This is a genomic window from Dyella sp. AtDHG13, from assembly GCF_003201105.1.
GTDB lineage: Bacteria > Pseudomonadota > Gammaproteobacteria > Xanthomonadales > Rhodanobacteraceae > Dyella > Dyella jiangningensis_B.
This window is the reverse complement of the sequence record NZ_QICJ01000001.1, coordinates 226657-249612: the sequence shown is the minus strand read 5'-3', so window position 1 is coordinate 249612 and position 22956 is coordinate 226657. Positions and strand designations below refer to the sequence as shown.

Here is a 22956-nt window from a genome sequence, read left to right as displayed (position 1 = left end):
GCGACGCCGGGATGGCATCAAGCAGGCAAGGTATTTATGACGAACCAGAGATCGGCTTTCAGGATCGCGGGGCTTTTGTGCGTGCTTGTCGGCGTGTCGGCTTGCGCGTCGATCCACAACGACGCATCGCCCCATGCGCAGATGGATGCGCAGCGGATCAGGCTGGCGGAGGACATCCATCTGGCTGTCGATGGCTGGCCCGATGCGAAGTGGTGGACTCGCTACAAAGATCCGCAACTCAATGAGCTCATCGAGCGGGCGCTGGCCGGCTCGCCCACCATGGCGATGGCCCGGTTGCGCATTGCCCAGGCCAAGTCCCAGACCGAGCTGCTCAATGCCGGCACCGGCCTGCAGGAGTCCGCGTTCGCCATGCTGGATCGCCAGCGCGCCTCTTCCAACGGCTTCCTTGGCCCCTACGGCACGAACGAACCGCTGCTCGGCCTGACCGGCCCTTGGTACACCGAGGGTACGGTAGGCCTGTTCGGCGGATTGAGCCCGGACATCTGGGGCACGCACCGCTCGGCTGTCCGCGCAGCGCTGGGCGCCGAGAATGCGAAGGTGGCCGAACTTGCCGAGGTGGAGTTGAACCTGTCTACCGGCGTGGCGCAGCTCTATTACAGCGTGCAGGCGAGCCATCAGTTGCTGGGCTTGCTCCAGCAGGCGCACGACGCGCTCGACTACGCCGTGCAGGCGCACCAGGGCAAGGTGGCGCAGGGCCTGGAGGCCAAGGTGCCTTTTCACGGTGCGCGAGGCCAGTTGCTGGCGGTCGAAAGCCAGATCGCCGCGACGCAGGGGCAGATCAAGGAGGCAAGGGAAGCGCTCCGGGCGCTGCTCGGCGCCGGTCCGGATGATCTCCCCGAGATCAAGCCCGTCCCACTGCCGGATGCCGCCGTCGGTTTGCCCGAGACGCTTTCCTATGAACTCTTGGCGCGACGGCCGGACCTGCAGGCCATGCGCTGGTACGTGCAAGGCTCGCTCGATCAGGTCGCGGCGGCAAAGGCCGCGTTCTATCCGAGCCTCGACATCAAGGCGCTGTATGCGCTGGACAGCGTCCACCTGGACCAGCTGTTCAAGCGGTCCAGCCAGCAGATCAACCTGATTCCCGGCCTCTACCTGCCTATCTTCGACGGCGGCCGCCTGAACGCGAACCTGCACAACGCACGCTCCGCCAGCAATGCCTTGATCGAGCAATACAACCAGGCCGTGCTCGACGCCGTGCGCGACGTGGCGGTCAGCGGCAGCCGCCTGGAGGCGCTGAATGCGCAATACGCGCTGCAAACGGAAAAGGTCGAGGCCGCGCGCTTTGCGCAGCGTGCCGCGGAGGCCATGTACAGCCGCGGGCTGGGGAGCCGCCTCGCGTCCACGGAAGCGCGCCTGCCCGTCATCAGCGAGCAGACGGCCCTGCTGGTCGTCGAAGGGCAGCGCATCAACCAGCAGATCGTGCTGATACGGGCGCTGGGCGGTGGCTATCGCGCCGAGGCATCGCCACTCGCCGGCACATCGGGAGTGGCGCCAGGCCATGCGCCTTCGGAGGCCGCAACGCGTTCCCGTTGACGGTGCCGGGCGGGGCGTTCCGGCCAGCCATCGACTATCCGGACGCACCGGCGAAGGGCAGGCTGACGGCATCGGGTGCTGAAGTTGAACGGAAGAGGTGAACGGGGGCGGCCGAGGCCCTCGCAGCCGGGGCGTTCTTCCTTTAAAATGCCGATTTCCAGCACGGCTGCATCCCATGACCCCCCTGATTTTCGTCACCGGCGGTGTGGTGTCCTCTCTCGGTAAGGGCATCGCCGCGGCGTCGCTGGCTTCCATTCTGGAAGCGCGTGGCCTCTCGGTCACCATGATGAAGCTCGACCCGTACATCAACGTGGACCCGGGCACCATGAGTCCCTTCCAGCACGGCGAGGTCTACGTGACCGACGACGGCGCGGAGACCGACCTGGACCTGGGCCACTACGAGCGCTTCGTCCATACCCGCCTGACCGGCAAGAACTCCATCACCACGGGCAAGATCTACGAGTCGGTGATCCGCAAGGAGCGCCGCGGCGACTACCTGGGCGCCACCGTGCAGGTGATTCCGCACATCACCGACGAGATCAAGCACTGCATCCACGAGGCCACCCGTGGCTTCGACGTGGCGATGGTGGAGATCGGCGGCACCGTGGGCGACATCGAATCGCTGCCGTTCCTCGAGGCCATCCGCCAGCTGCGCATCGAGCACGGCCCGGAAAAGGTGATGTTCATGCACCTGACCCTGGTGCCGTACATCAAGGCCGCCGGCGAGATCAAGACCAAGCCGACCCAGCATTCGGTGAAGGAGCTGCGCTCCATCGGTATCCAGCCCGACGTGCTGCTGTGCCGCTGCGAGCAGCCGCTGCCCGATGGCGAGCGCCGCAAGATCGCCCTGTTCACCAACGTGCCCGAGAACGCCGTGATCAGCGCGGCCGACGTGGACATCATCTACAAGCAGCCGCTGTGGCTGCACAAGCAGGGCCTGGACGAGATCGTGGTCAAGCGCCTGGGCCTGCAGGCCGGCCCGGCCGACCTGTCCTCGTGGCAGCGCACGGTCGACGCCGTGGAGCACCCCAAGGACGAGGTCAACGTGGCCATCGTCGGCAAGTACGTCGAGCACAAGGACGCCTACAAGTCCCTGGGCGAGGCGCTGCGCCACGGCGGCATCAAGCAGCTCACCCGCGTCAATCTCAACTGGGTTGATTCGGAGCAGGTGGAGGCCGAAGGCGCCGCCAAGGTGCTGGGCAGCGCCGATGCCATCCTGGTGCCGGGCGGCTTCGGCAAGCGCGGCTTCGAGGGCAAGGTGCTGGCCGCCAAATACGCCCGCGAGAAGGGCGTGCCGTACTTCGGCATCTGCTACGGCATGCATGCCGCGGTGGTGGACTTCGCGCGCAATGTGGCCGGTCTTACCGAGGCCGATTCCAGCGAGAACGACCGCAACAGCCCGGACCCCGTCATCGCCCTGATCACCGAGTGGACCACCGCCACCGGCGAAGTCGAAACCCGCAGCGAGCGTTCGGACCTGGGCGGCACCATGCGCCTGGGCGCGCAGGAGTGCCGCCTCAAGGCCGGCACCCTGGCGCGCGAGCTGTACGGCCAGGACGTGGTGCGCGAGCGTCACCGCCATCGCTACGAATTCAACAACCGTTACCGCCAGACCTTCGAAGACCTGGGCCTGGTGATCTCCGGCAAGTCGATGGACGACCTGCTGGTCGAGATCGTCGAACTGCCGCAGCAGAAGCACCCGTGGTTCCTCGGCTGCCAGGCGCATCCGGAATTCACCTCCACCCCGCGCGACGGCCACCCGCTGTTCATCGGCTTCGTGCAGGCCGCCCGCGAGTACAAGGCGGTGCGCGAGGGTGAGCGTCTCGCCAAGGAGTCCGTCGCATGAAGTTGTGTGGATTCGAAGTCGGCCTGGACAAGCCGCTCTTCCTGATCGCCGGCCCCTGCGTGGTCGAATCCGAACAGCTCCAGATGGACACCGCGGGCAAGCTCAAGGAAATCACCGGCAAGCTCGGCATCCACTTCATCTTCAAGTCCAGCTTCGACAAGGCCAACCGTTCGTCGGGCACCAGCTTCCGTGGTCCTGGCATGGAGGCTGGCCTGAAGATCCTGGCCGAGGTGAAGCGGCAGCTCGGCGTGCCGGTGCTTACCGACGTGCACGAATACACGCCGATGAACGAAGTGGCTGCCGTGGTCGACGTGCTGCAGACGCCGGCCTTCCTGTGCCGCCAGACGGATTTCATCCAGAACGTGGCGCGCGCCGGCAAGCCGGTGAACATCAAGAAGGGCCAGTTCCTCGCGCCGTGGGACATGAAGAACGTGGTCGACAAGGCCAAGGCCGTCGGCAACGACGACATCCTGGTGTGCGAGCGCGGCGCCAGCTTCGGCTACAACAACCTCGTCTCGGACATGCGCTCGATCAGCGTGATGCGCGACACCGGCTGCCCGGTGGTGTTCGACGCCACCCACTCGGTGCAGCTGCCGGGCGGACAGGGCACCAGCTCGGGCGGCCAGCGCGAGTTCGTGCCGGTGCTGGCGCGTGCCGCCGTGGCGGTGGGCGTGGCGGGCCTGTTCGCGGAAACGCATCCGGACCCGTCCAAGGCGCTCAGCGATGGCCCCAATGCGTGGCCGCTGGACAAGATGGAGGCGCTGCTGGAAACCCTGCTCGAACTCGACCAGGTCACCAAGCGGCACGGCTTCCTGGAGAACACCGTCACCGGCGGTTCCGCGCGCTGATGTCGTCGCAGGAACCGCTGATCGCGCTGCTGACGGAGATCCGCGACCTCCAGCGCGAGCATCTGGAGCTCTACAGAAAGCAGAGCGAGCAGGCCGAGGCCAGGATGCAGCAGGCATTGGCCAGGCAGGAGCAGGCGCTCGCCGGGCAGGGGAAGGCACTGGCATTCATCGAACGCTTTCGCAAGCGCGGACGCCTGCTGGCTTTCTGCATCGCTGCTATTGTTATCGGATTAGTCTTACTTCGTTTGCTACCTCACTAAATGCCAGCAGGGATTGAGTTAATGACGACCCAGATCACCCACATCCACGCACGTGAAATCCTCGATTCCCGCGGCAACCCGACGCTCGAAGCGGAAGTGACCCTGGCGGGCGGCGGCTTTGGCCGCGCGGCCGTGCCCAGCGGCGCCTCGACGGGTTCGCGCGAGGCGGTCGAGCTGCGCGACGGCGACAAGTCGCGCTACCTCGGCAAGGGCGTGAAGCATGCGGTGGGCTTCGTCAACGGCGTCATCGCCAGCACGCTCAAGGGCTTAGACGCCGCCAACCAGGGCGGCCTGGACGCCCAGCTGATCAACCTCGACGGCACGCCGAACAAGGGCAAGCTCGGCGCCAACGCCATCCTCGGCGTTTCCATGGCCGCCGCGCACGCCGTGGCCGCGCAGAACCGCCAGCCGCTGTGGCAGTACCTCGCCACCATCAACGGCACCACCGGCAAGCCGGGCGCGCTGCCGGTGCCGATGATGAACATCATCAACGGCGGCGCGCACGCCGACAACAACGTGGACGTGCAGGAGTTCATGATCCTGCCGGTGGGCGTGTCCAGCTTCTCCGAAGCGCTGCGCGCCGGCGCCGAAGTGTTCCACGCGCTCAAGAGCGTGCTGAAGGGCAAGGGCCTGAACACCGCCGTGGGCGACGAGGGCGGCTTCGCCCCGAACCTGCGCTCCAACATCGAAGCGCTGGACACCATCCTCGAGGCCGTCAACAAGGCCGGCTACAAGGTGGGCAGCGAGATCCTGCTCGGCCTGGACGTGGCCAGCTCGGAGTTCTTCAAGGGCGGCAACTACGACCTGGAAGGCGAGGGCAAGGTCTACACGCCGGAACAGTGGGTCGACGTGCTGGCCAGCTGGGCCAGGCAGTACCCGATCGTCACCATCGAAGACGGCATGGCCGAAGGCGACTGGGCCGGCTGGAAGCACCTCACCGACAACCTCGGCCAGACCGTGCAGCTGGTGGGCGACGACCTGTTCGTCACCAACCCGACCATCTTCCAGGAAGGCATCGACAAGAAGATCGCCAACGCCATCCTGATCAAGGTGAACCAGATCGGCACGCTGTCCGAAACGCTGGAAGCCATCGCCATGGCCGATGCGGCCAAGTACGCGGCCATCGTGTCGCACCGCTCGGGCGAGACGGAAGACACCACCATTTCCGACATCGCCGTGGCCACCACCGCGACCCAGATCAAGACGGGCTCGCTGTGCCGCACCGACCGCGTGGCCAAGTACAACCAGCTGCTGCGCATCGAAGAGGCGCTGGGCTCGGCGGCGGTCTACGCCGGCCGCAACGCGTTCCCGAACCTGGCCAAGCTGCCGGGCTGAGAGGACGCCTAGCCCATGGTTCGCTGGGTCGCCCTGATCCTGATTCTTCTGCTGATCGCCCTGCAGGTGAAACTGTGGAACGGTCACGGAGGCGTGCACGAGGTGGAAGCCCTGCGTGCCGCTGTGAAGAAGCAGGGCGAAGACAACGACAAGCTGACCACGCGCAACCAGGCGCTTGGCGCGGACGTGAGCGACCTCAAGCACGGCGAGCAAGCCGTGGAGGCCCGCGCCCGCGCCGAGCTTGGCCTGATCAAGCCGGGTGAAACGTTCTACCAGGTGGTCGAAAAACCGGGCGCCGCACAGACGCCTGCGTCCAACGCAAGCAGCGGTAACCCATGAGCGCGGCACTGTGGTGCGTGGTGCCGGCGGCGGGGCGCGGCACGCGTGTCGGTGGCACCATTCCCAAGCAATACCTGCCGCTCACCGGCAGGCCGTTGATCCTGCATACGCTGGAGCGGCTGGCCCTGCATCCCCGCATTGCCGGGTTGATGGTGGTGCTGGGCGGCAACGATGGTCATTGGCCCGGCGTGGACAGCCTGTACGGAAAGCCGGTGCTCACGACCCTGGGCGGCGCCGAGCGTTGCGATTCCGTGCTGGCCGGCGTGCGGGCCTTGCCGGGCGACGTGGCGCCAGACGCCTTCGTGCTGGTGCATGACGCCGCGCGCCCCTGCGTGCGCGAAGCCGACATCACGCGACTCATCGACGTGGGCGTGCCCGCGGGCGGTGGCCTGCTTGGCGCGCCCCTGCGCGACACGCTCAAGCGTGCGAACGGCGAGCAGCGCAGCGAGGTCACCGAACCGCGCGACCATCGCTGGCGCGCGTTCACCCCGCAGATGTTCCGTCGCGGCGAACTGGCCGCGGCACTGCAGGCGGCGCATGCCGCCGGCGTGACGGTCAGCGATGAGGCCATGGCGATGGAACGCGCCGGTTTCGCGCCGTTGCTGGTCGAAGGCGCCGAGGACAATATCAAGGTCACCACGGCAACGGATTTCGCGCTGGCGGAATTCCTGTTGTCGCGTATGAAGTGAAGCCCGCACGGGCTGCAAGGAGTTTCCCATGATGCGGATCGGACAGGGCTTCGACGTCCATATTTTCGGCGACGGCGATCACGTGATGCTCGGCGGCATACGTGTGCCGCACAACCGTGGCATCGTGGCCCACTCCGACGGCGACGTGGTCATCCACGCGTTGTGCGACGCCATCTTCGGCGCGCTTGCGCTGGGCGACATCGGCCGGCATTTCCCGCCGAGCCAGGAGCAGTGGCGCAACGCCGACAGCCGGATCTTCCTGCGCCATGCCGCCAAGCTCATGCGCGAGCAGGGCTATGCGCTGGGCAATGCCGACGTCACCGTCATCTGCGAGGCACCCAAGGTCGGGCCGCATTCGCTCGCCATGCGCGAAGCGGTTGCCGGGGAACTGGGCTGCGAACTCGACCGCATCAGCATCAAGGCCACCACCACCGAAAAGCTCGGCTTCACCGGGCGTGGCGAGGGCATCGCGGCGCAAGCCTGCGTGCTGCTGGTCCTGGCATGAGCGAGGCCGGAGGCCGCGGTTCGGCCTCGCGCCTGCACGATCAGCTGGATGACATCAGCGAGCTGCTGCGGCGCCTGCGCGGCCTCGGTCAGTTGCCCGAACCCGATGCCGACCAGGGCATCCGCGAGGCGCAGCAGCAATTGCAGGCCCTGCTCGACGCGCTGCACCCGGCCGACATCGCCTATGTGCTGGAAGCCCTGCCGCTGGCCGATCGACTGGCCGTCTGGCATCGCGTCAAGGCCGAGCGCGACGGCGACATCCTGCTGGAGGTATCCGACGCGGTGCGCGAGTCGCTCATCGCGGACATGGACCAGGGCGAGATCCTCGCTGCCATCGAGCCGCTGGATGCGGACGAACTCGCCGACCTGGTCGAGGACCTGCCGACCGAAGTGCTGCCGGAACTCATGGCCAGCCTCGACGCGCAGCAGCGCGAGCGGGTGCAGGCGGCGCTGTCCTATCCGGAGGATCAGGTCGGCGCGCTGATGGACTTCGAGATGGTCACCATCCGCGAGGACATCAGCCTCGAAACCGTGCTGCGTTATCTGCGCCGCTTCGACGAACTGCCCGAACAGACCGACAAGCTGTTCGTCGTCAATCACGACAACCTGCTCACCGGCGTGCTGCCGTTGCACTGGCTGTTGGTCAACTCGCCGGAGAAACGCGTGAGCGAGGTGATGGCGCCCGACGTCAACACCTTCCATCCCGATGACGACGCCTACGAAGTCGCCCAGGCCTTCGAGCGCTACGACCTGGTGACGGCGCCCGTGGTGGACGGCAGCGGCCACCTGATCGGCCGCATCACCATCGATGCGATGGTGGACGTGCTGCGCGAGGAGAGCGAGAGCGAAGCCCTGAATCGCGGCGGCCTGCGCGAGGAGGAGGACATCTTCGCTTCCGTATGGAAGTCCATCCGCAACCGCTGGGCATGGCTGGCGATCAACCTCGTCACGGCCTTCATCGCCTCGCGCGTGATCGGCCTGTTCGAGGGTTCTATCCAGCAACTGGTCGCGCTGGCCGCCCTGATGCCCATCGTCGCCGGCATCGGCGGCAACTCGGGCAACCAGACCATCACCATGATCGTGCGCGCCCTTGCGCTCGACCAGATCACGCCCGCCAGCGCGCGGCGCCTGTGGCGCAAGGAAATCGCCGTCGCGCTGATCAACGGCCTGGTATGGGGCGGCGTGATCGGCATCGTGGCATGGCTGCTCTACGACAACGCGCGCCTGGGCGTGGTCATGACCGCGGCGATGACGCTCAACCTGGTGCTCGCCGCGTTCTGCGGCGTCGGCATTCCCTTGCTGATGATGCGGCTGGGTCGCGATCCGGCGCTGGGTTCCAGCGTCATGATCACCGCTATGACCGACTCGGGCGGTTTCTTCATCTTTCTCGGCCTCGCCACGCTGTTCCTGATGTAATGCGCTCTTGGCGCCATCCTTTCTGATGCCGGCGGACGCCGGTGGAGTCCCATGTCCGATCTTGAACTGCCCTATGCCTACGGCAACCCGCCGCTGACCGCCGTCTTGCGCAGCACCCCCGAGGATTTCCAGGTCGAGGAAATCCTCGGCTACGACGCCGACGGCGAAGGCGAGCATGCCTTGCTCTGGGTGGAGAAGCGCGACGCCAACACCGACTGGGTCGCGCGCGAGCTGGCCAAATTCGCCGGCGTGCCACCGCTGGACGTGGGCTACGCAGGGCTCAAGGATCGCCACGCGGTGACGCGCCAGACCTTCTCGGTGCAGTTGGCCGGCAAGCCTCATCCGGACTGGACGGCCTTTCCACATGAGGACGTGAAGGTGCTGGCCGTCACGCGCCACAAGCGCAAGCTCAAACGCGGCGCATTGCGCGGCAACCGTTTCGTGCTGGTGCTGCGCCAAGTAGACGGCGACCGCGCCGTGGCCGAACAGGTGCTGGCGCAGATCGCGCAGCGCGGCGTCCCCAATTATTTCGGCGAGCAGCGCTTCGGACGCGAAGGCGGCAACGTCGCGCAGGCACGCGCGATGTTCGCCGGGCGCCGGGTGGATCGCGACAAGCGGCATTTCCTGTTGTCGGCCGCGCGCTCGCATATCTTCAACGCCGTACTCGCCGCCCGCGTCGAGCGCGACGCGTGGGATTCGCCGATGGAAGGCGAGATCTGGTCGCTGGCCGGTTCGCGCTCTTGGTTCGGTCCTGAGCCGTTCGACGCAACGCTGTCGCAGCGGTTGGCGACGGGGGATATCCATCCGTCAGGCCCGTTGTGGGGACGCGGCGAAACGCCGGCGAAGGGGGAGGTTGCCGCGCTTGAAAACGCCATGGCCGCTGAGAACGCCGATCTGGCGGATGGGTTGGTGGCGGCGAAGATGGATCAGGAGCGCCGGGCGCTGCGCATGATTCCGAAGGATTTGAAGTGGCGGTGGCTGGATGATGGTGCGTTGGAGTTGGGTTTTGAGTTGCCGGCCGGGGCGTATGCGACGACGGTGGTTCGTGAGGTGGCGCGGACGGGGTGAGGTTGTCCTCGCGGCCTCAAAAGAGCCGTCATCCCGGCGCAGGCCGGGATCCAGTTTCGGTAGTGGTCGGTTGTCGCGCGGAGGTTGATCGGCTCTTTACCAGCGTTCCCGCGGTCTGGCCGCCTACGCGGCGGGCGTTCCGCCCTCCTGCCGGAGGCCGGGTCACTTTCTCTTGCTTGCCCAAGAGAAAGTAACCAAAGAGAAGGGCCCCCCGGATGAGGCGCCTTCCGGGCTTTGCCCGGAAGGTACGCGGACGGGTTACGGGCTTTTCGACGGGGCTCCTGCCCCGACGAAAAGTGCCTGGCATCCCTGCCAGGCACCCCTGCGGGGCCTGATCTCCACCCGTCCGCCGCCTCATACGGGGACCCGGCAGATCAAGAGCCCAAAGTCCAAAGCCGACGGCTCGTGCCGCTGCGCGGCACATCGCGTCGTGGCAGGCGCTAGGCGCCTGCCTTAGAGGCTGTTCAAAATCTCCGAAGCGGCTCCATTCCCTCACCGTCATCCCCGCGAAAGCGGGGATCCAGCGACTTTGCACGCTGCGAGAAGGCTTTAAAGGCACTGGATGACCAGCCTTCGGTTGTTGATGAAGCGCCTCCCGTTTTCGCGGGGATGACGGGTGAGGCGAAATGTGGACTCACGCGAGATTTGAGCGGCTGCTAAGGGTAGGAGTGCGGTGTTGTGTCGGAGTGTCGTGTTCCGGAAATGGAGTGCCGCGCTACAGGAATGTCTTGCCACAAGGTGGCGAGTTCTCCACACGGGTCGGGAAGCGTAGCGTCGCCTTTACCTAGCCTCAGCGATCGGGAAGCGTAGCGCACGCTGCTTTAAGCCCTCTGCGCTACGGCGCGTTGCGAAGCGCTCCAAGTTACCCGCTGTGTAGCGGCGGAGGTTGCCAAACCACAACGCACCTCACCCGTTCGGGCTTATCCCTACGGAATGCTACCGGCGTTGGCTCTAAAGGCCATTTTCTTTGGGTTACTTTTCTTTTGGGCCAGCAAAAGAAAAGTGACTCGAGCGTCGGCAGACGATCGAAACGCCCGCCGCGTAGGCGGCCAGATCGCGGAATCTCGGCAACCGTAAGCCTATAGGGTAAGAACCAAAAGCAAAAGTCACTGGATTCCTGCCTTCGCAGGAATGACGGGCTAAAGAATGAAACGGCGAGGCAAGGTTGCAAGAGCTCGCTGCACGACAGCCAAACCCGCCCTTACCTCCTTTTGTCGGGTTCGCAGGAATGACAGCTAAAGAATGAAACGGTGAGGTCAGATTGTGAGAGCCCGCCGGGAGGCACACTTCGCACTCGTCCAACGTGGGTCTGGGCTAAGTCAGCAACACCCAACACGACCACGCCCACATCTACCCCTTCAACAGCACCACCACCGCCCCCGTCCCACCCTGCATCGGCCGCGCCGAAGCAAACGCCACCACATCGTCGCGACGACGAAGGATGCGATCGGTCAACGCCTTCAACACCGGACCCGTCGCACGCGAGCGCAAGCCCTTCCCATGCACGATGCGCACGCAACGGATGCCGTTGTGCTTCGCCTCCGCCAGGAACTCCCCGATCACCGCCTGCGCCGTGGCGGCGTTCATCTGGTGCAGGTCGATTTCGTCCTGGATGCTGTACTGGCCGCGCTTGAGCTGGCGCAGCAGCTTGGGTGGATAGCCGTCCCTCAGATAGCTCAGTTCCTCGCCCACCTCGATCAGGGTTGGGTCGAACGCCATGTCCAGCAGTTCGCCGGGCACGGCGGCCTCGTCCGCTTCGAGCATGCGGGCGAGCGGTTCGGGTTTGGGCATGGCCGGCGCGGGTTCGGCGGGGGCGAGCGGCGTCACTTCGCCGATGGCGTCGCGGAACAGGCGGGCGTCATCGTCGGAAACGGGGTTGGGGCGGCTCGGCTTCATGGTTTGAATCCTAATGCACGCGCGTCATGGCGGTGTCGCGGCCGCGCTGAGCCGCTGGCGTCAGGCGTCTGAAACGTGAGCGGGCGTGATGTGAAACCGCCGCGCCGGTCCGGTAGACTTCGGGCTTGACCCGGCGAGCGCTGCCCATGCCGCGCTGCCGCGACTGGCTTTGAACGGATCATCATGCGAGTTCTGGTTTCAAACGACGACGGCGTGGATGCACCGGGCATCCGCGTGCTCGCCGAGCGCCTTGGCGCGATCGGCCAGGTGACCGTAGTGGCGCCTGACCGCGACCGCTCCGGCGCCAGCAATTCCCTCACGCTCGACGCGCCCATCCGCGCGCTGCGCATGGACAACGGTTACTACCGCGTGGCCGGCACGCCGACGGACTGCGTGCACCTGGCGCTGGCCGGCATGCTCGATCACGAGCCCGACATGGTGGTGTCCGGCATCAACAATTCGGCTAACCTTGGCGACGACGTCATTTATTCCGGCACCGTGTCAGCCGCGATGGAAGGGCGTTTTCTAGGCCTGCCAGCCATCGCGGTGTCGCTGGTCAGCAAGGATCACAAGGGCGAGCACTACGAGTCGGCCGCCAATGCGGTGCTGCTGCTGATGCAGCGCCTGCGGGTCGATCCGCTGCCAGCCGACACCATTCTCAACGTCAACGTGCCGGACCTGCCGTGGGAGCAGATCCGCGGCTTTGAAGTGACGCGCCTGGGCAAGCGCCACCGTTCCGAACCGTGCATCAAGCAGACGGACCCGCGCGGCAAGGAAATCTGGTGGATCGGCCCGGCCGGCGACGTGGATGATGCCGGCCCCGGCACGGACTTCAACGCGGTGCGTCGTGGCTACGTCTCGGTGACGCCCATCCACGTCGACCTGACCCGTTTCCAGGCGTTGGAAAAGGTCAGCAGCTGGGTCGGCGCGCTCAACAAGGGCGTCGCTGGCGGCAATCCGGCCGATGAGGCAGCGTGAGGGCATGAACGTGCATCCGTTGCCGCCATCGGCATTGAAAGGCGAGGGGATGACCTCGCAGCGCGCGCGTGACCGCCTGGCCGTCAAGCTCAAGGACGAAGGCATCCGCGACCAGCGCGTGATCGACGTGATCCGCAATACGCCGCGCCATCATTTCATCGACCAGGCGCTGCACTCGCGCGCCTATGAAAACACGGCGCTGCCCATCGGCCATGGCCAGACCATTTCCCAACCCTGGGTGGTGGCGCGCATGACCGAGGCGCTGCTGGAATTCGGCATGCCGCAGAAGGTGCTGGAAATCGGCACCGGCTCGGGCTACCAGGCCGTGGTGCTGGCCCAGCTGGTGCCGCAGGTCTACACGGTGGAGCGCATCGAGGAACTGCTGCGCCAGGCCCGCCGTCGCTTCCGCCAGCTGGGCCTGAGCAACATCCGTTCGCGCCACGACGACGGCAAGCTCGGTTGGGCAGATGAAGCCCCGTTCGATGCCATCATCCTCACCGCGGCCGGCGATGCGATTCCGCACGCTGTGCTCGACCAGCTCAGCCCCACCGGCGTGCTGGTGGCGCCGGTGGGTTCACCCAGCAACCAGACGCTGATCCGCATGCGTGGCGACGGGCAGGGCGATTTCGTCCAGGAGGAACTGGCCGCCGTCAGTTTCGTGCCTCTGCTCGGCGGCATCGGCTGATGCCACAAGGAAGCTTCTAAGCATGCGTCTGTTTGGACCGCTGTATGCGCGCGCGCTCACGTGGGCGCGCCACCCCAGGGCCGTGTACTTTCTGTGCGGCCTGAGTTTCGTCGAAGCCTTCATCTTCCCCATCATGCCGGAAGTGATGCTGGCGCCGATGATGCTGGGCAAGCGCCACAAGGCGTTCTTCTACGCCAACATCAGCCTGCTGTTCTCGCTGCTGGGTTCGCTGGTGGGCTACGCGCTGGGCCATTGGGCCTTCCACGCGCTGTCGCCGTTGCTGGACAGCCTGCACCTGCTCGCGCCCATCGATAAGGGCGTGGACAACCTGCGCATGCAGATGAACCAGCATTGGCTGGGCCTGATGGTGGTGCTGGCGCTGGCGGCGCTGCAGCCGGTGGTGCCGATGAAGTTCGTCACCTGGGCGGCGGGCATCGTGGGCGTGCCCATCGTCCCGTTCCTGGTGTGCATGGCCATCGGCCGCGGCAAGCGCGTGTGGCTGCTGGCGCTGCTCATCCGCATCTTCGGCGAGCGCGCCGAGCGCATTCTGCACAAGCACATCGAGCGCATTGGCTGGGCGGCACTGATCATCCTGGCCGCGCTGGCGGTGTGGTGGTTCCTGTCACGTTGAATATCGGCGGGCGGGTTCACGCGCCCGTCGCCACGGCACGCATGAAAATACCGTTCCGCCTCGCTATGCTGGCCGACATGAATGGATATCTCCGGTCGCTGACCCTTGCCTCCGCCGTCCTGCTGGCTGCCTGCGGCACGCAACGATCCGTCGTCGTGGAACCGGCAGCCAACAGCTCCTCGCGCGTCGTCGCGCCGTCCACCCGTCCCGCGCCGGGCGGAACCTACAAGGTGGTGAAGGGCGACACGCTTTATTCCATCGCCTTCCGCAACGGCGTGGACTTCCGCGACCTGGCCAGCTGGAACCACATCGACTCGCCGTACACGATCTGGCCCGGCCAGGAGCTGCAACTGGCGCCCGCCAACGGCAAGCCGCCTGCGGCGGCCGCCATGCACACCGCGCCGGTCGTGGCGACCGCCAAGCCGGCCGCACCGGCCGCGCACGCTGCGGCGCCGGCGCAGGAAACCCAGCAGGGATTCCAGCCGGCAACGACGTCGCCGGCCGACACGGCAGCCACCGCGCCACCGGCGCCCGCCGCCAGTGCGGTGGCCCCGGCGCATACCTCAACGGCGCCCGCGGCCGTGACCACGCCGGTCGTTCCGGTGGCGGGCGCACCCGCCGCCACCGCCAGCAACACGCCGCCACCGGCACCGCCCACCCCGGCGGCGCCGGGCGCGACGCGCAGCAATGGCGGCGTCACCTGGCGCTGGCCGGCGGACGGTACGCTGCTCAAGCGCTTCCAGTCGGGCGATGCCATCCCCGGCATCGAGATCGGTGGCAAGGCGGGCGACCCCGTGCGCGCGGCGGCCGATGGCGTCGTCGTCTACAGCGGCAACGGCCTCGTCGGCTACGGCGAGCTGGTCATTGTTAAGCACAACGACAGCTACCTGTCGGCCTACGGCCACAACAGCAAGCGATTGGTGAAGGAAGGCCAGCGCGTCACCGCGGGCCAGCAGATCGCGGAAATGGGCTCGACCGGCGCATCGCGCGACGAGCTGCAGTTCCAGATTCGCAAGGACGGCAACCCGGTCGACCCTATGGGCTACCTGCCTTCGCGGTGAGAGCCAGAAAACAAGAGTGAGAAGTGAGTAGTGAGAGAAGGCCTCTGGCTCTCTCTCTCACTCCTCTTCACTCACTTCTGCTCTGGAAGTATGAACGCGGCAACCACGCGGCGGCTTTCGCCGGCCAGCAGGTCGTAGGTGCGCGCCGCGGCGGCATTGTCCATCACTTCCACGCCCACGCCCTTGCGCAGCAGGCCGGCCATGAAGGCGTGGGCGGGGAACACCTGCCGTTCACCCGTGCCCAGCAGCACCACTTCCGGCTTCAGTTCGAGAATGGCCTCGACATGGCTGGCATCGAGTTCGCTTGCGGCCGTTACCGGCCAGTTCTCGACGGCGCGTTCGGGCGACAACAGGAAGCTGGCGGTGAGTTCGCGGTCGACCACGACGATCGAACGGGCATCCACCCGCCGGACGAACAGGTAATTGCCGGGACGATCGAGCGAAAGGTCCATCAGCCAGGCCCTGGGTTCAGCGGGGCAGGGCGAGCTTGGGCTCGTCCTCGTTGCGGCGGAACAGCACCACGATGTGGCCGATCTGCTGCACGTTTTCCGCGCCGGTGCCCTCGGTGAAGAAGTCGATCTGCGCCTGGCGCTCTTCCTTGTCGCCGCCGGAGAGCTTCACCTTGACCAGCTCGTGGTGAGACAGGGCCAGGTCCAGTTCCTTGAGCACGGCGTCGGTCGCGCCCTTGGCACCCAGCAGGATGACGGGGTTGAGATCGTGCGCAAGGCTGCGCAGGTAACGGCGCTGCGAGGGGGAAAGTGCCATGCGTTCAGTCTCGGATTCGCTGCGATAGGACCGCTAAGGGTATCATGCGACCATCTCCCCCGTATCTGTGGCCGTTGCCGACCCATGTCTCGCAGCAAAAGCAGTTCCCGCTGGCTGCGGGAACACTTCGATGATGTCTATGTGAAAAAGGCCCAGGCCGAGGGCCTGCGCTCGCGCGCGGTCTTCAAGCTGGAGGAGCTGATCGACAAGGATCGCCTGCTCAAGCCCGGCATGCGCGTGGTGGATCTGGGCGCCGCCCCCGGCGGATGGTCGCAGCTGGTGCGCCAGCGTCTGGGCGACACCGGCCACGTGGTGGCGATGGATATCCTGCCCATGCAGGGCATAGGCGGAGTAGATTTCCTCCAGGGCGACTTTCGTGAGGAATCGGTCCTGCGCGAGCTGGAAAGCCGCCTGCATGGCCAGCAGGTCGATCTTGTGCTGTCTGATATGGCCCCCAATATGAGTGGTGTGGCCCTGGCCGACCAGATCCGGGCGATGGACCTGGCCGAGCTGGCACTGGATTTCAGCCGCCACTGGCTGAAGCCGGGCGGGTCGTTCCTGATCAAGTTGTTCCAGGGGACCGGCTTTGACGAATACATACGTAGCTTGCGCGCAGACTTCACCCGCGTAACGATGCGTAAACCTAAGGCCTCCCGCGCACGTTCGCGGGAGGTGTATGCATTGGCCGTGGGGCGAAAGATCCACGGCGGGCAATCGGGCGAGAACCGTGCATGAATGAAATGGCGAAAAACCTCCTGCTCTGGCTGATCATCGCAGTCGTACTGCTGACGGTGTTCCAGAGCTTCAATCCGCACGGTGGTGCCTCTTCGGACCTGCCCTACAGCAGCTTCGTGCAGAGCGTGGACAACGGCAACGTGTCCTCGGCCACCATCAGCGCCGACCAGCCGGCGGCCATCACCGGCAAGCTGAAGGACGGCAGCTCGTTCCGTACCGTCGCGCCGGTCCTGGGCTGGTCCACCAACTCGGTGGTCAAGCAGATGCAGGACAAGGGCGTGGAGGTCCGCCAGGAGCCGTCCAACAACGGCTTCTCGCTGCTGGGCCTGCTGCTCAACTGGTTGCCCATCATCCTGATCGTCGGCGTGTTCATCTGGTTCATGCGCCAGATGCAGGCCGGTGCCGGCGGGCGCGGCGCCATGAGCTTCGGCCGCTCGCGCGCCAAGCTGCAGGGCGAGGACCAGATCAAGGTCAACTTCAGCGACGTCGCCGGCTGCGACGAAGCCAAGGAAGAAGTGGGCGAGCTGGTGGAGTTCCTGCGCGACCCCGGCAAGTTCCAGAAGCTCGGCGGCAAGATTCCGCGCGGCGTGCTCATGGTGGGCCCGCCGGGCACCGGCAAGACCCTGCTCGCCAAGGCCATCGCCGGCGAGGCCAAGGTGCCGTTCTTCTCCATCTCCGGCTCGGACTTCGTGGAAATGTTCGTGGGCGTCGGCGCCAGCCGCGTGCGCGACATGTTCGAGCAGGCCAAGAAGCACGCGCCGTGCATCATCTTCATCGACGAAATCGACGCCGTCGGTCGCCATCGTGGCGCCGGCCTGGGCGGCGGTCATGACGAGCGCGAGCAGACCCTGAACCAGCTGCTGGTGGAAATGGATGGCTTCGAGGGCACCGAGGGTGTCATCGTCATCGCCGCCACCAACCGTCCCGACGTGCTCGACCCCGCGCTGCTGCGTCCGGGCCGTTTCGACCGCCAGGTGGTGGTCGGTCTGCCGGACGTGAAGGGCCGCGAGCAGATCCTGAAGGTGCACCTGCGTCGCGTGCCCACCGCCGCCGACGTGGATCCCATGACCATCGCCCGCGGCACGCCCGGCTTCTCCGGCGCGGATCTGGCCAACCTCGTCAACGAGGCGGCACTGTTCGCCGCGCGCGAGAACGCCCGCGACGTGCGCATGATCCACATGGACAAGGCGCGCGACAAAATCCTGATGGGCACCGAGCGCCGCTCGATGGCCATGAGCGAGGACGAGAAGAAGCTGACCGCCTATCACGAAGCCGGCCATGCCATCGTCGGCCGCCTCGTGCCCGAGCACGACCCGGTCTACAAGGTCACCATCATCCCGCGCGGCCGCGCGCTGGGCGTGACCATGTATCTGCCGGAAGGCGACAAGTACAGCATGAACCGCGTGGCGATCGAATCGCAGCTGTGCTCGTTGTACGGCGGCCGCGTGGCCGAGGCGCTGATCTTCGGCGAGGACAAGGTCACCACCGGTGCGTCCAACGACATCGAGCGCGCCACCAAGATGGCCCGCAACATGGCCACCAAGTGGGGCCTGTCCGACAAGCTCGGCCCGGTGACCTACGGCGAGGAAGAGGACGAGGTGTTCCTGGGCCGCGCCGTGACGCAGCACAAGAACGTCTCCGACGAGACCGCGCGCAAGATCGACGAGGAAGTGCGCTCCATCCTGGATCGCGCCTACTCGCGCACCAAGCAGCTGCTCACCGACAACATCGAGAAGCTGCACGTGATGGCCGATGCGCTGCTGCAGTACGAAACCATCGACGCGCACCAGATCGACGACATCATGGCTGGCCGCGTGCCCGGCCCGCCGGCCGATTGGTCGAAGAACTCCGGCACGGGCTCCACGCCGCCGCCTCCGCCGCCGCGTGGCGACACCGGCGCCAAGGTCGGCGACCCGGCCACGCAGAGCCGCATCGGCGATCTCTGATCGTTGCGATGAAGCGAATGAAAGGGTGGCCATGCGGCCACCCTTTTTTATGCGCGTGACGAGTACCAAACATGCGAGAGGGCGACTGCGGGCCGCGCCTGCGCAACCGCGCGCAAACGTCGCGCGATGCGGGGCAGGGGCGTGACATGGCGAATGACGCGCGGGATTTCGCCGCGCAGGAAAGCATTCGCGAAATTTTTTTGCGCAAAGGTCTAGCCGAGGGTGAACCGGACGGCTAAACTAAGCGGCTCGGGTGAACGTGCTTTCACCGCCGAACGTGAAGATTCTCAGACGGCGATGAAAAAAAACTGAAAAAAAGTATTGACGCACTGCCCTCGAATCTGAATAATTCCGCTTCTCGCTTCGGCGCTTTCCACCTCGGTGGTTAAGCGGCAAGGCAAAGGTTAAAAACGCGCCCGTAGCTCAGTTGGATAGAGTACCAGGCTACGAACTTGGTGGTCGGGAGTTCGAATCTCTCCGGGCGCGCCATTTAACAGCAAGAGGTGATGTTCGCATCGCGGCTTGCACCGCAAGGCAGTGAATCGCCAAACGGACCGAACGAACGATGGATGTTCGGTGTGCTTTGATACGGATTGACTAGGCTAGGCGTCACCCGTAGCATTTCAAAGCTTCAGCCCGCGAAAGCGGTTGAGGGTTCGAAATCGGGGTATAGCTCAGCCTGGTAGAGCGCCAGCTTTGGGAGCTGGATGTCGGGGGTTCGAATCCCTCTGCCCCGACCATGCAGATGCTATGCACAATGTGCACAAGCGCCTGTAGCTCAACCGGATAGAGCATCGGCCTTCTAAGCCGACGGTTGCAGGTTCGATTCCTGTCGGGCGCGCCAGTTCAACAATGCGGTGGATGTAGCTCAGCTGGTTAGAGCATCGGATTGTGATTCCGAGGGTCGTGGGTTCGAGTCCCATCTTCCACCCCAGTTGAGCAGTTAAAGACAATATGAGTTTTCCGGGCCGTTAGCTCAGCTGGTAGAGCAGTTGACTCTTAATCAATTGGTCCTAGGTTCGAATCCTAGACGGCCCACCAATTGAATCAGGCACTTAGCGCAAGCTAAGTGCCTTTTTCTTTGGGCGTATTAGTCCTGGCTAACAATCTTCGTGGAACTCCGGGGATATCAACTAAGCCCGGTCTAACAAGGGGCGCAGTGCTCCCTCCAAGTCTCTGAACAGCCCCGCATTCGTCACGTAGGAATTCGCCTACAGACCTTTGGCGCCATCAAACGTATCTTCTTACCGGGGCATCCAGGATGCGTTCACGCCGCTTTGGCGGCGGTGAATTCCTGACTAGAACTTTGGCGGGGCGCTGACGCATACGCGCGATGCCGAGCTGGCCAATCCCGGGCAGCCTTACCAGGCCACCGATGTCATCGCGAAAGGCCCGCGCTTGCCCTGGCGGCGGTTGCTGATCGGTGCCGTGTCGAACGATCGCTGCGTGGTGTTCTACGAGATTGGCGGCTTCGCGCCTTATCGCGCCGCGATGATCCTGGATACCTCGAAGAACGGCGCGGCGACGCTGACCTGGGGCGGCGCGGGCGGAAAGGATCCTGCCGACGCACACGCCCTGATAGCACAGATCGTCGAAGGCGCCTTCACCCAGCCACGAGGCTACTAAGCCGTAGCCCGGATGCAGCGCAGCGGAATCCGGGGTGATCACGCGTGCGCAGAACAAACCTACCGCATAAACGCAACACCATTCCCCCGGCTTCGCGCATAACCCACCATCCGCCCCAGGATCAGCACGAACAACAGCGCGATAAACGCGGCATACGCATACTGGCCTCTCGCGACGCCGGTGCCGTAGGGAAACCAGATGCCCGGAATGCCCAGCGCATTGAGTTCGGTGGCGAACAGGCCGATGCCGACGAGCAGGGCGGCGAGCGCAGCGAGGAAGGCGGATGGCCTCGCCAGGCGAATCACGCCCAGCCCGATGATCCATAGATAGATCGCGGCATAGATCAGCCGAACACCTTGCACGCCGATATCGGCCGCGGGCTTGAACGCTTGCAATGCGTCCGGCGCAAACCAGGGGCGGCCGACGAGGGCGAAGAGTGCATAAGCCACGGTAAGCGCGCCGATGGCGTGGCGTTGCCAGGGTTTTCTGCCGAGGCGAAACCAGTCGCGCCACGCCAGCGTCCACGCAGTCAGGTTGAGCGGTTTGAGGATGATGGTGGTCGCGATGTCGTAGGTGCGCAGGCTCAGAGCGTCCGTCCAGTAGAACAGCACCTGCTGGACGCGCAGCAACGCGAGCAGCAACAGCGCGGCCACCAGCCAGCGGTAGGCGTCGCGGGTGCGGCATGCGATCAGCGCGATCACCATGACGGCCAGCAGCGTGAATGCCATCGGCTCGGCCGCGTCCACCACGTAGCCTTTGAAGGTTTGCAGCCATTGCACCTGATGCAGGCGCTCGATGTCGTCGGCGTAACCCAGCGTGGGTGCGACATGCAGGCCGCCGTTGTCGTCACCCGCATCGACGGGATCCATCCACACGCGAAACGCGACCACGTAGGTTTGCGTGGCCGCCGATGCGGATGCGGGCAACGCATAGACACTTGGGCGAACGCCGAACACGGTGGGGTGCGCACCGGAAAACACGCCCGGCCCACCGAGGCGTTTTCCATTGACGTAAAGCGCGTAGGTCGAGTCCACCAGGGTTGGCCCTGCCAGGGCGAGTGGCGCGCCGGGTTTGCTGTCCACGGTGATGGTGAGCCGATACCACGCATAACCCGTGTAGCCCGCATGGCCGCGTCGGCTCCATCCGGAAACGTAGCTCGGCAACCCAACGTCGCCGTCGTGCGCGCCGGGCGCGGGCGTGAGATCGACGGTTTCCCAGGCGCTGTCATCGAAGTCGGGCGCGGACCAGCGCGGGTCGTCGCCGATATGGAACTTCCAAGGCCTGTTCAAGGGCAGGGTGGACTGCCCCAGGGTGACGTGTGCGCTCCCTGCAGGCTCTGCGGAGGCCGGCAGGCTTGCGGCCATCAGCGCCATCAGCAGGCAGAGGGAAACCAGCAGCTCTGCATGTCGCATCGCGCCACTCCTCCATGGGTATTCGCCCGAGTCTAGGCGAGCGGGCAGCAGGAGGAAATGGAGCGGCGTCGCCAACCGCGCGGCTCAGCTCACGCCGGGTTGGCATCCTCATGCCGCCACGTGTTCTCGAACACCATCGCGTCCAGCGGCTGGCGATTGGCCCATTTCTCCTGCTGCAGCATGGGCTCGGCATAGAACGCCGGCACATGGCCCAGGCAGAGCACGGCGACGGGTGTGGCGCCCGGCGGCAGGCCGAGCAGCGCGCCCAGGGCTTCCGGATCGAACAGCGACACCCAGCCCATGCCAATGCCTTCGGCGCGTGCGGCCAGCCACAGGTTCTGGATGGCGCAGGCCACGGAGGCCAGATCCATCTGCGGCATGGTGCGGCGTCCGAATACGTGCCGCTCGCGCCGATCCATCAGGGCGGCCACCAGCAGTTCGCCGCAATCGAGCACGCCTTCGACCTTCAGCCGCATGAACTCGTCCTGGCGCTCGCCGAGCGCGTCGGCCGTGTGGCGGCGTTCCTCGTCCACCAGTGCGTGGATGCGCTGGCGCAAGTCGGTGTCCGTGATGCGGATAAAGCGCCACGGCTGCATGAAGCCGACGCTGGGGCCCAGGTGCGCGGCGCGGAGCAGGCGCTGCAGCAGCGCGGGTTCCAGCGGCTCGGGCAGGAAATGGCGCATGTCGCGTCGTTGCTCGATCACGCGGTAAATGGCGGCGATATCGCCGTCGCTGTAGCGGTTCATGGGACGTGGGCCTGCGGTGATGGCGGACACCTGGCGCGGCTGGCGGCAAGGCCCCGCGATGATACCGCCCGCGGCACGTGGGCACGCGCGATGGCCGCCGTTGCCGGGTGTGGCGCGACGGACACCTATCCGCCACGCCACAGGGGCGATCCATCGGCTCGCAACACACTCACGTCGGCGCGTGGCCGACTGTCCCGGTGCTCAACGGCGCGGCGCGCTCGCGCTGCGCAGGTCCCTGCGGGGGCGTTGACCCATGCGTGTTCGCCCATCTCCGCATGCGGCACGCGTTGCCCCATGCGGAGCCCAGCCTTGCTGTCGACGGGCAGGGTGGTTGACGCTTGGGCGTGTCATGGGCCCGTGCGGCGCATCGCGGTGCGCAATCGCGGCCGTGTTCGCGGTGTGCGAACTGTCCGGGAACGGTGTGAGGTGATCGTCTTTGCTGAAAGACGGATGTGCGCGTGCCTTATGATCCGGCGTAGCCATGATCAACTCCTATCTAGTTGGTGATGGTTAGCGGGCTGCAGGTGTTCTAGCACCTGCAGCCCGCGCTGCTCGCGGCATCGCTGCCGCGACCGCCCGCAAACCCCGTCCAAAGACCCCTGCGAGCAGCCTCGCT

General features: G+C 65.7%; 23 protein-coding genes and 5 tRNA genes. 23 read left to right on the top strand and 5 right to left on the bottom strand.

Features of this window, described 5'->3' with window-relative positions:
• The first annotated feature begins 36 nt into the window (after nucleotides 1-36).
• From BDW41_RS01080 to truD, 10 genes are all read left to right on the top strand, one after another.
• Complete coding sequence (locus BDW41_RS01080; RefSeq protein WP_074547304.1) at nucleotides 37-1554, top strand: MdtP family multidrug efflux transporter outer membrane subunit; 1518 nt, start codon at nucleotides 37-39, stop codon at nucleotides 1552-1554.
• A gap of 175 nt (nucleotides 1555-1729) precedes the next feature.
• Nucleotides 1730-3400 (top strand): CTP synthase, encoded by a 1671-nt coding sequence (locus tag BDW41_RS01075; protein ID WP_074547305.1) that lies wholly within the window; start codon nucleotides 1730-1732, stop codon nucleotides 3398-3400.
• The gene (gene kdsA / locus BDW41_RS01070; protein WP_074547306.1) at nucleotides 3397-4248 is read left to right on the top strand and encodes a 3-deoxy-8-phosphooctulonate synthase; all 852 of its coding nucleotides are present in this window, start codon (nucleotides 3397-3399) and stop codon (nucleotides 4246-4248) included. The genes BDW41_RS01075 and kdsA overlap by 4 nt, the downstream gene beginning before the upstream one ends.
• Nucleotides 4248-4508, top strand: coding sequence for a hypothetical protein (locus BDW41_RS01065; RefSeq protein ID WP_074547307.1), 261 nt, complete (start codon nucleotides 4248-4250; stop codon nucleotides 4506-4508). The genes kdsA and BDW41_RS01065 overlap by 1 nt, the downstream gene beginning before the upstream one ends.
• 21 nt (nucleotides 4509-4529) lie before the next feature.
• Nucleotides 4530-5843 (top strand): phosphopyruvate hydratase, encoded by a 1314-nt coding sequence (eno, locus tag BDW41_RS01060; protein WP_074547308.1) that lies wholly within the window; start codon nucleotides 4530-4532, stop codon nucleotides 5841-5843.
• A 15-nt stretch (nucleotides 5844-5858) separates the two neighbouring features.
• On the top strand, nucleotides 5859-6182 hold the full coding sequence (ftsB, locus tag BDW41_RS01055) for a cell division protein FtsB (protein WP_074547309.1): 324 nt from the start codon (nucleotides 5859-5861) through the stop codon (nucleotides 6180-6182).
• A complete protein-coding gene (gene ispD, locus BDW41_RS01050) occupies nucleotides 6179-6871 on the top strand; it encodes a 2-C-methyl-D-erythritol 4-phosphate cytidylyltransferase (RefSeq protein ID WP_074547310.1) in 693 nt (230 codons plus the stop codon). The genes ftsB and ispD overlap by 4 nt, the downstream gene beginning before the upstream one ends.
• 31 nt (nucleotides 6872-6902) lie before the next feature.
• On the top strand, nucleotides 6903-7376 hold the full coding sequence (ispF, locus tag BDW41_RS01045; protein ID WP_074547348.1) for a 2-C-methyl-D-erythritol 2,4-cyclodiphosphate synthase: 474 nt from the start codon (nucleotides 6903-6905) through the stop codon (nucleotides 7374-7376).
• Nucleotides 7373-8791, top strand: coding sequence for a magnesium transporter (mgtE, locus tag BDW41_RS01040; protein WP_074547311.1), 1419 nt, complete (start codon nucleotides 7373-7375; stop codon nucleotides 8789-8791). The genes ispF and mgtE overlap by 4 nt, the downstream gene beginning before the upstream one ends.
• Before the next feature lie 51 nt (nucleotides 8792-8842).
• A complete protein-coding gene (gene truD, locus BDW41_RS01035) occupies nucleotides 8843-9859 on the top strand; it encodes a tRNA pseudouridine(13) synthase TruD (RefSeq protein ID WP_074547312.1) in 1017 nt (338 codons plus the stop codon).
• Nucleotides 9860-11209: 1350 nt separating this feature from the next.
• Here the strand turns inward: truD and BDW41_RS01030 are convergent.
• Nucleotides 11210-11755: a Smr/MutS family protein gene (locus tag BDW41_RS01030; RefSeq protein WP_074547485.1), complete on the bottom strand. Its 546-nt coding sequence runs from the start codon at nucleotides 11753-11755 to the stop codon at nucleotides 11210-11212.
• A gap of 183 nt (nucleotides 11756-11938) precedes the next feature.
• Here BDW41_RS01030 and surE point away from each other — a divergent pair, with 183 nt between their 5' ends.
• The 4 genes from surE (at nucleotide 11939) to BDW41_RS01010 (ending at nucleotide 15110) form a co-directional block, all read left to right on the top strand.
• Nucleotides 11939-12733 (top strand): 5'/3'-nucleotidase SurE, encoded by a 795-nt coding sequence (surE, locus tag BDW41_RS01025; protein WP_074547486.1) that lies wholly within the window; start codon nucleotides 11939-11941, stop codon nucleotides 12731-12733.
• A 4-nt stretch (nucleotides 12734-12737) separates the two neighbouring features.
• Nucleotides 12738-13418, top strand: a complete 681-nt coding sequence (locus BDW41_RS01020) for a protein-L-isoaspartate(D-aspartate) O-methyltransferase (protein WP_074547487.1) — start codon at nucleotides 12738-12740, stop codon at nucleotides 13416-13418.
• Between the two features lie 22 nt (nucleotides 13419-13440).
• Nucleotides 13441-14049, top strand: coding sequence for a VTT domain-containing protein (locus BDW41_RS01015; protein WP_074547488.1), 609 nt, complete (start codon nucleotides 13441-13443; stop codon nucleotides 14047-14049).
• A gap of 65 nt (nucleotides 14050-14114) precedes the next feature.
• Nucleotides 14115-15110, top strand: coding sequence for a peptidoglycan DD-metalloendopeptidase family protein (locus BDW41_RS01010; protein ID WP_074547489.1), 996 nt, complete (start codon nucleotides 14115-14117; stop codon nucleotides 15108-15110).
• A 71-nt stretch (nucleotides 15111-15181) separates the two neighbouring features.
• Here the strand turns inward: BDW41_RS01010 and BDW41_RS01005 are convergent, their stop codons facing one another.
• Both BDW41_RS01005 and yhbY read right to left on the bottom strand, forming a co-directional pair.
• Nucleotides 15182-15562 (bottom strand): Mth938-like domain-containing protein, encoded by a 381-nt coding sequence (locus BDW41_RS01005; RefSeq protein ID WP_074547490.1) that lies wholly within the window; start codon nucleotides 15560-15562, stop codon nucleotides 15182-15184.
• A gap of 16 nt (nucleotides 15563-15578) precedes the next feature.
• Nucleotides 15579-15875 carry a ribosome assembly RNA-binding protein YhbY gene (yhbY, locus tag BDW41_RS01000; RefSeq protein WP_074547491.1) on the bottom strand — a complete coding sequence of 99 codons (297 nt, stop codon included), beginning with the start codon at nucleotides 15873-15875 and terminating at the stop codon, nucleotides 15579-15581.
• A gap of 84 nt (nucleotides 15876-15959) precedes the next feature.
• Between yhbY and rlmE the strand changes: the two genes are divergently transcribed.
• The 9 genes from rlmE to BDW41_RS00960 all read left to right on the top strand — a co-directional run bounded on the left by rlmE (nucleotide 15960) and on the right by BDW41_RS00960 (nucleotide 20182).
• Nucleotides 15960-16610 carry a 23S rRNA (uridine(2552)-2'-O)-methyltransferase RlmE gene (rlmE, locus tag BDW41_RS00995; protein ID WP_074547492.1) on the top strand — a complete coding sequence of 217 codons (651 nt, stop codon included), beginning with the start codon at nucleotides 15960-15962 and terminating at the stop codon, nucleotides 16608-16610.
• Nucleotides 16607-18556 (top strand): ATP-dependent zinc metalloprotease FtsH, encoded by a 1950-nt coding sequence (gene ftsH / locus BDW41_RS00990; RefSeq protein ID WP_199535245.1) that lies wholly within the window; start codon nucleotides 16607-16609, stop codon nucleotides 18554-18556. The genes rlmE and ftsH overlap by 4 nt, the downstream gene beginning before the upstream one ends.
• Nucleotides 18557-18627: 71 nt before the next feature.
• Nucleotides 18628-18795 carry a hypothetical protein gene (locus BDW41_RS23290; RefSeq protein WP_158536961.1) on the top strand — a complete coding sequence of 56 codons (168 nt, stop codon included), beginning with the start codon at nucleotides 18628-18630 and terminating at the stop codon, nucleotides 18793-18795.
• A 173-nt stretch (nucleotides 18796-18968) separates the two neighbouring features.
• A tRNA-Arg gene (locus BDW41_RS00985) sits at nucleotides 18969-19045 on the top strand.
• A 174-nt stretch (nucleotides 19046-19219) separates the two neighbouring features.
• Nucleotides 19220-19296, top strand: a tRNA-Pro gene (locus tag BDW41_RS00980).
• A gap of 27 nt (nucleotides 19297-19323) precedes the next feature.
• Nucleotides 19324-19400 (top strand) — tRNA-Arg (locus BDW41_RS00975).
• A 13-nt stretch (nucleotides 19401-19413) separates the two neighbouring features.
• Nucleotides 19414-19490 (top strand) — tRNA-His (locus BDW41_RS00970).
• 31 nt (nucleotides 19491-19521) lie between these two features.
• Nucleotides 19522-19597: transfer RNA gene (locus BDW41_RS00965), tRNA-Lys, on the top strand.
• A gap of 387 nt (nucleotides 19598-19984) precedes the next feature.
• A complete protein-coding gene (locus BDW41_RS00960) occupies nucleotides 19985-20182 on the top strand; it encodes a hypothetical protein (RefSeq protein WP_146217277.1) in 198 nt (65 codons plus the stop codon).
• A 59-nt stretch (nucleotides 20183-20241) separates the two neighbouring features.
• On the opposite strand, the gene BDW41_RS00955 is transcribed toward BDW41_RS00960, so the two are convergent.
• Both BDW41_RS00955 and bluB read right to left on the bottom strand, forming a co-directional pair.
• The gene (locus tag BDW41_RS00955) at nucleotides 20242-21594 is read right to left on the bottom strand and encodes a hypothetical protein (protein ID WP_074547494.1); all 1353 of its coding nucleotides are present in this window, start codon (nucleotides 21592-21594) and stop codon (nucleotides 20242-20244) included.
• Between the two features lie 89 nt (nucleotides 21595-21683).
• Nucleotides 21684-22340: a 5,6-dimethylbenzimidazole synthase gene (bluB, locus tag BDW41_RS00950; protein ID WP_074547495.1), complete on the bottom strand. Its 657-nt coding sequence runs from the start codon at nucleotides 22338-22340 to the stop codon at nucleotides 21684-21686.
• Between the last annotated feature and the right edge of the window lie 616 nt (nucleotides 22341-22956).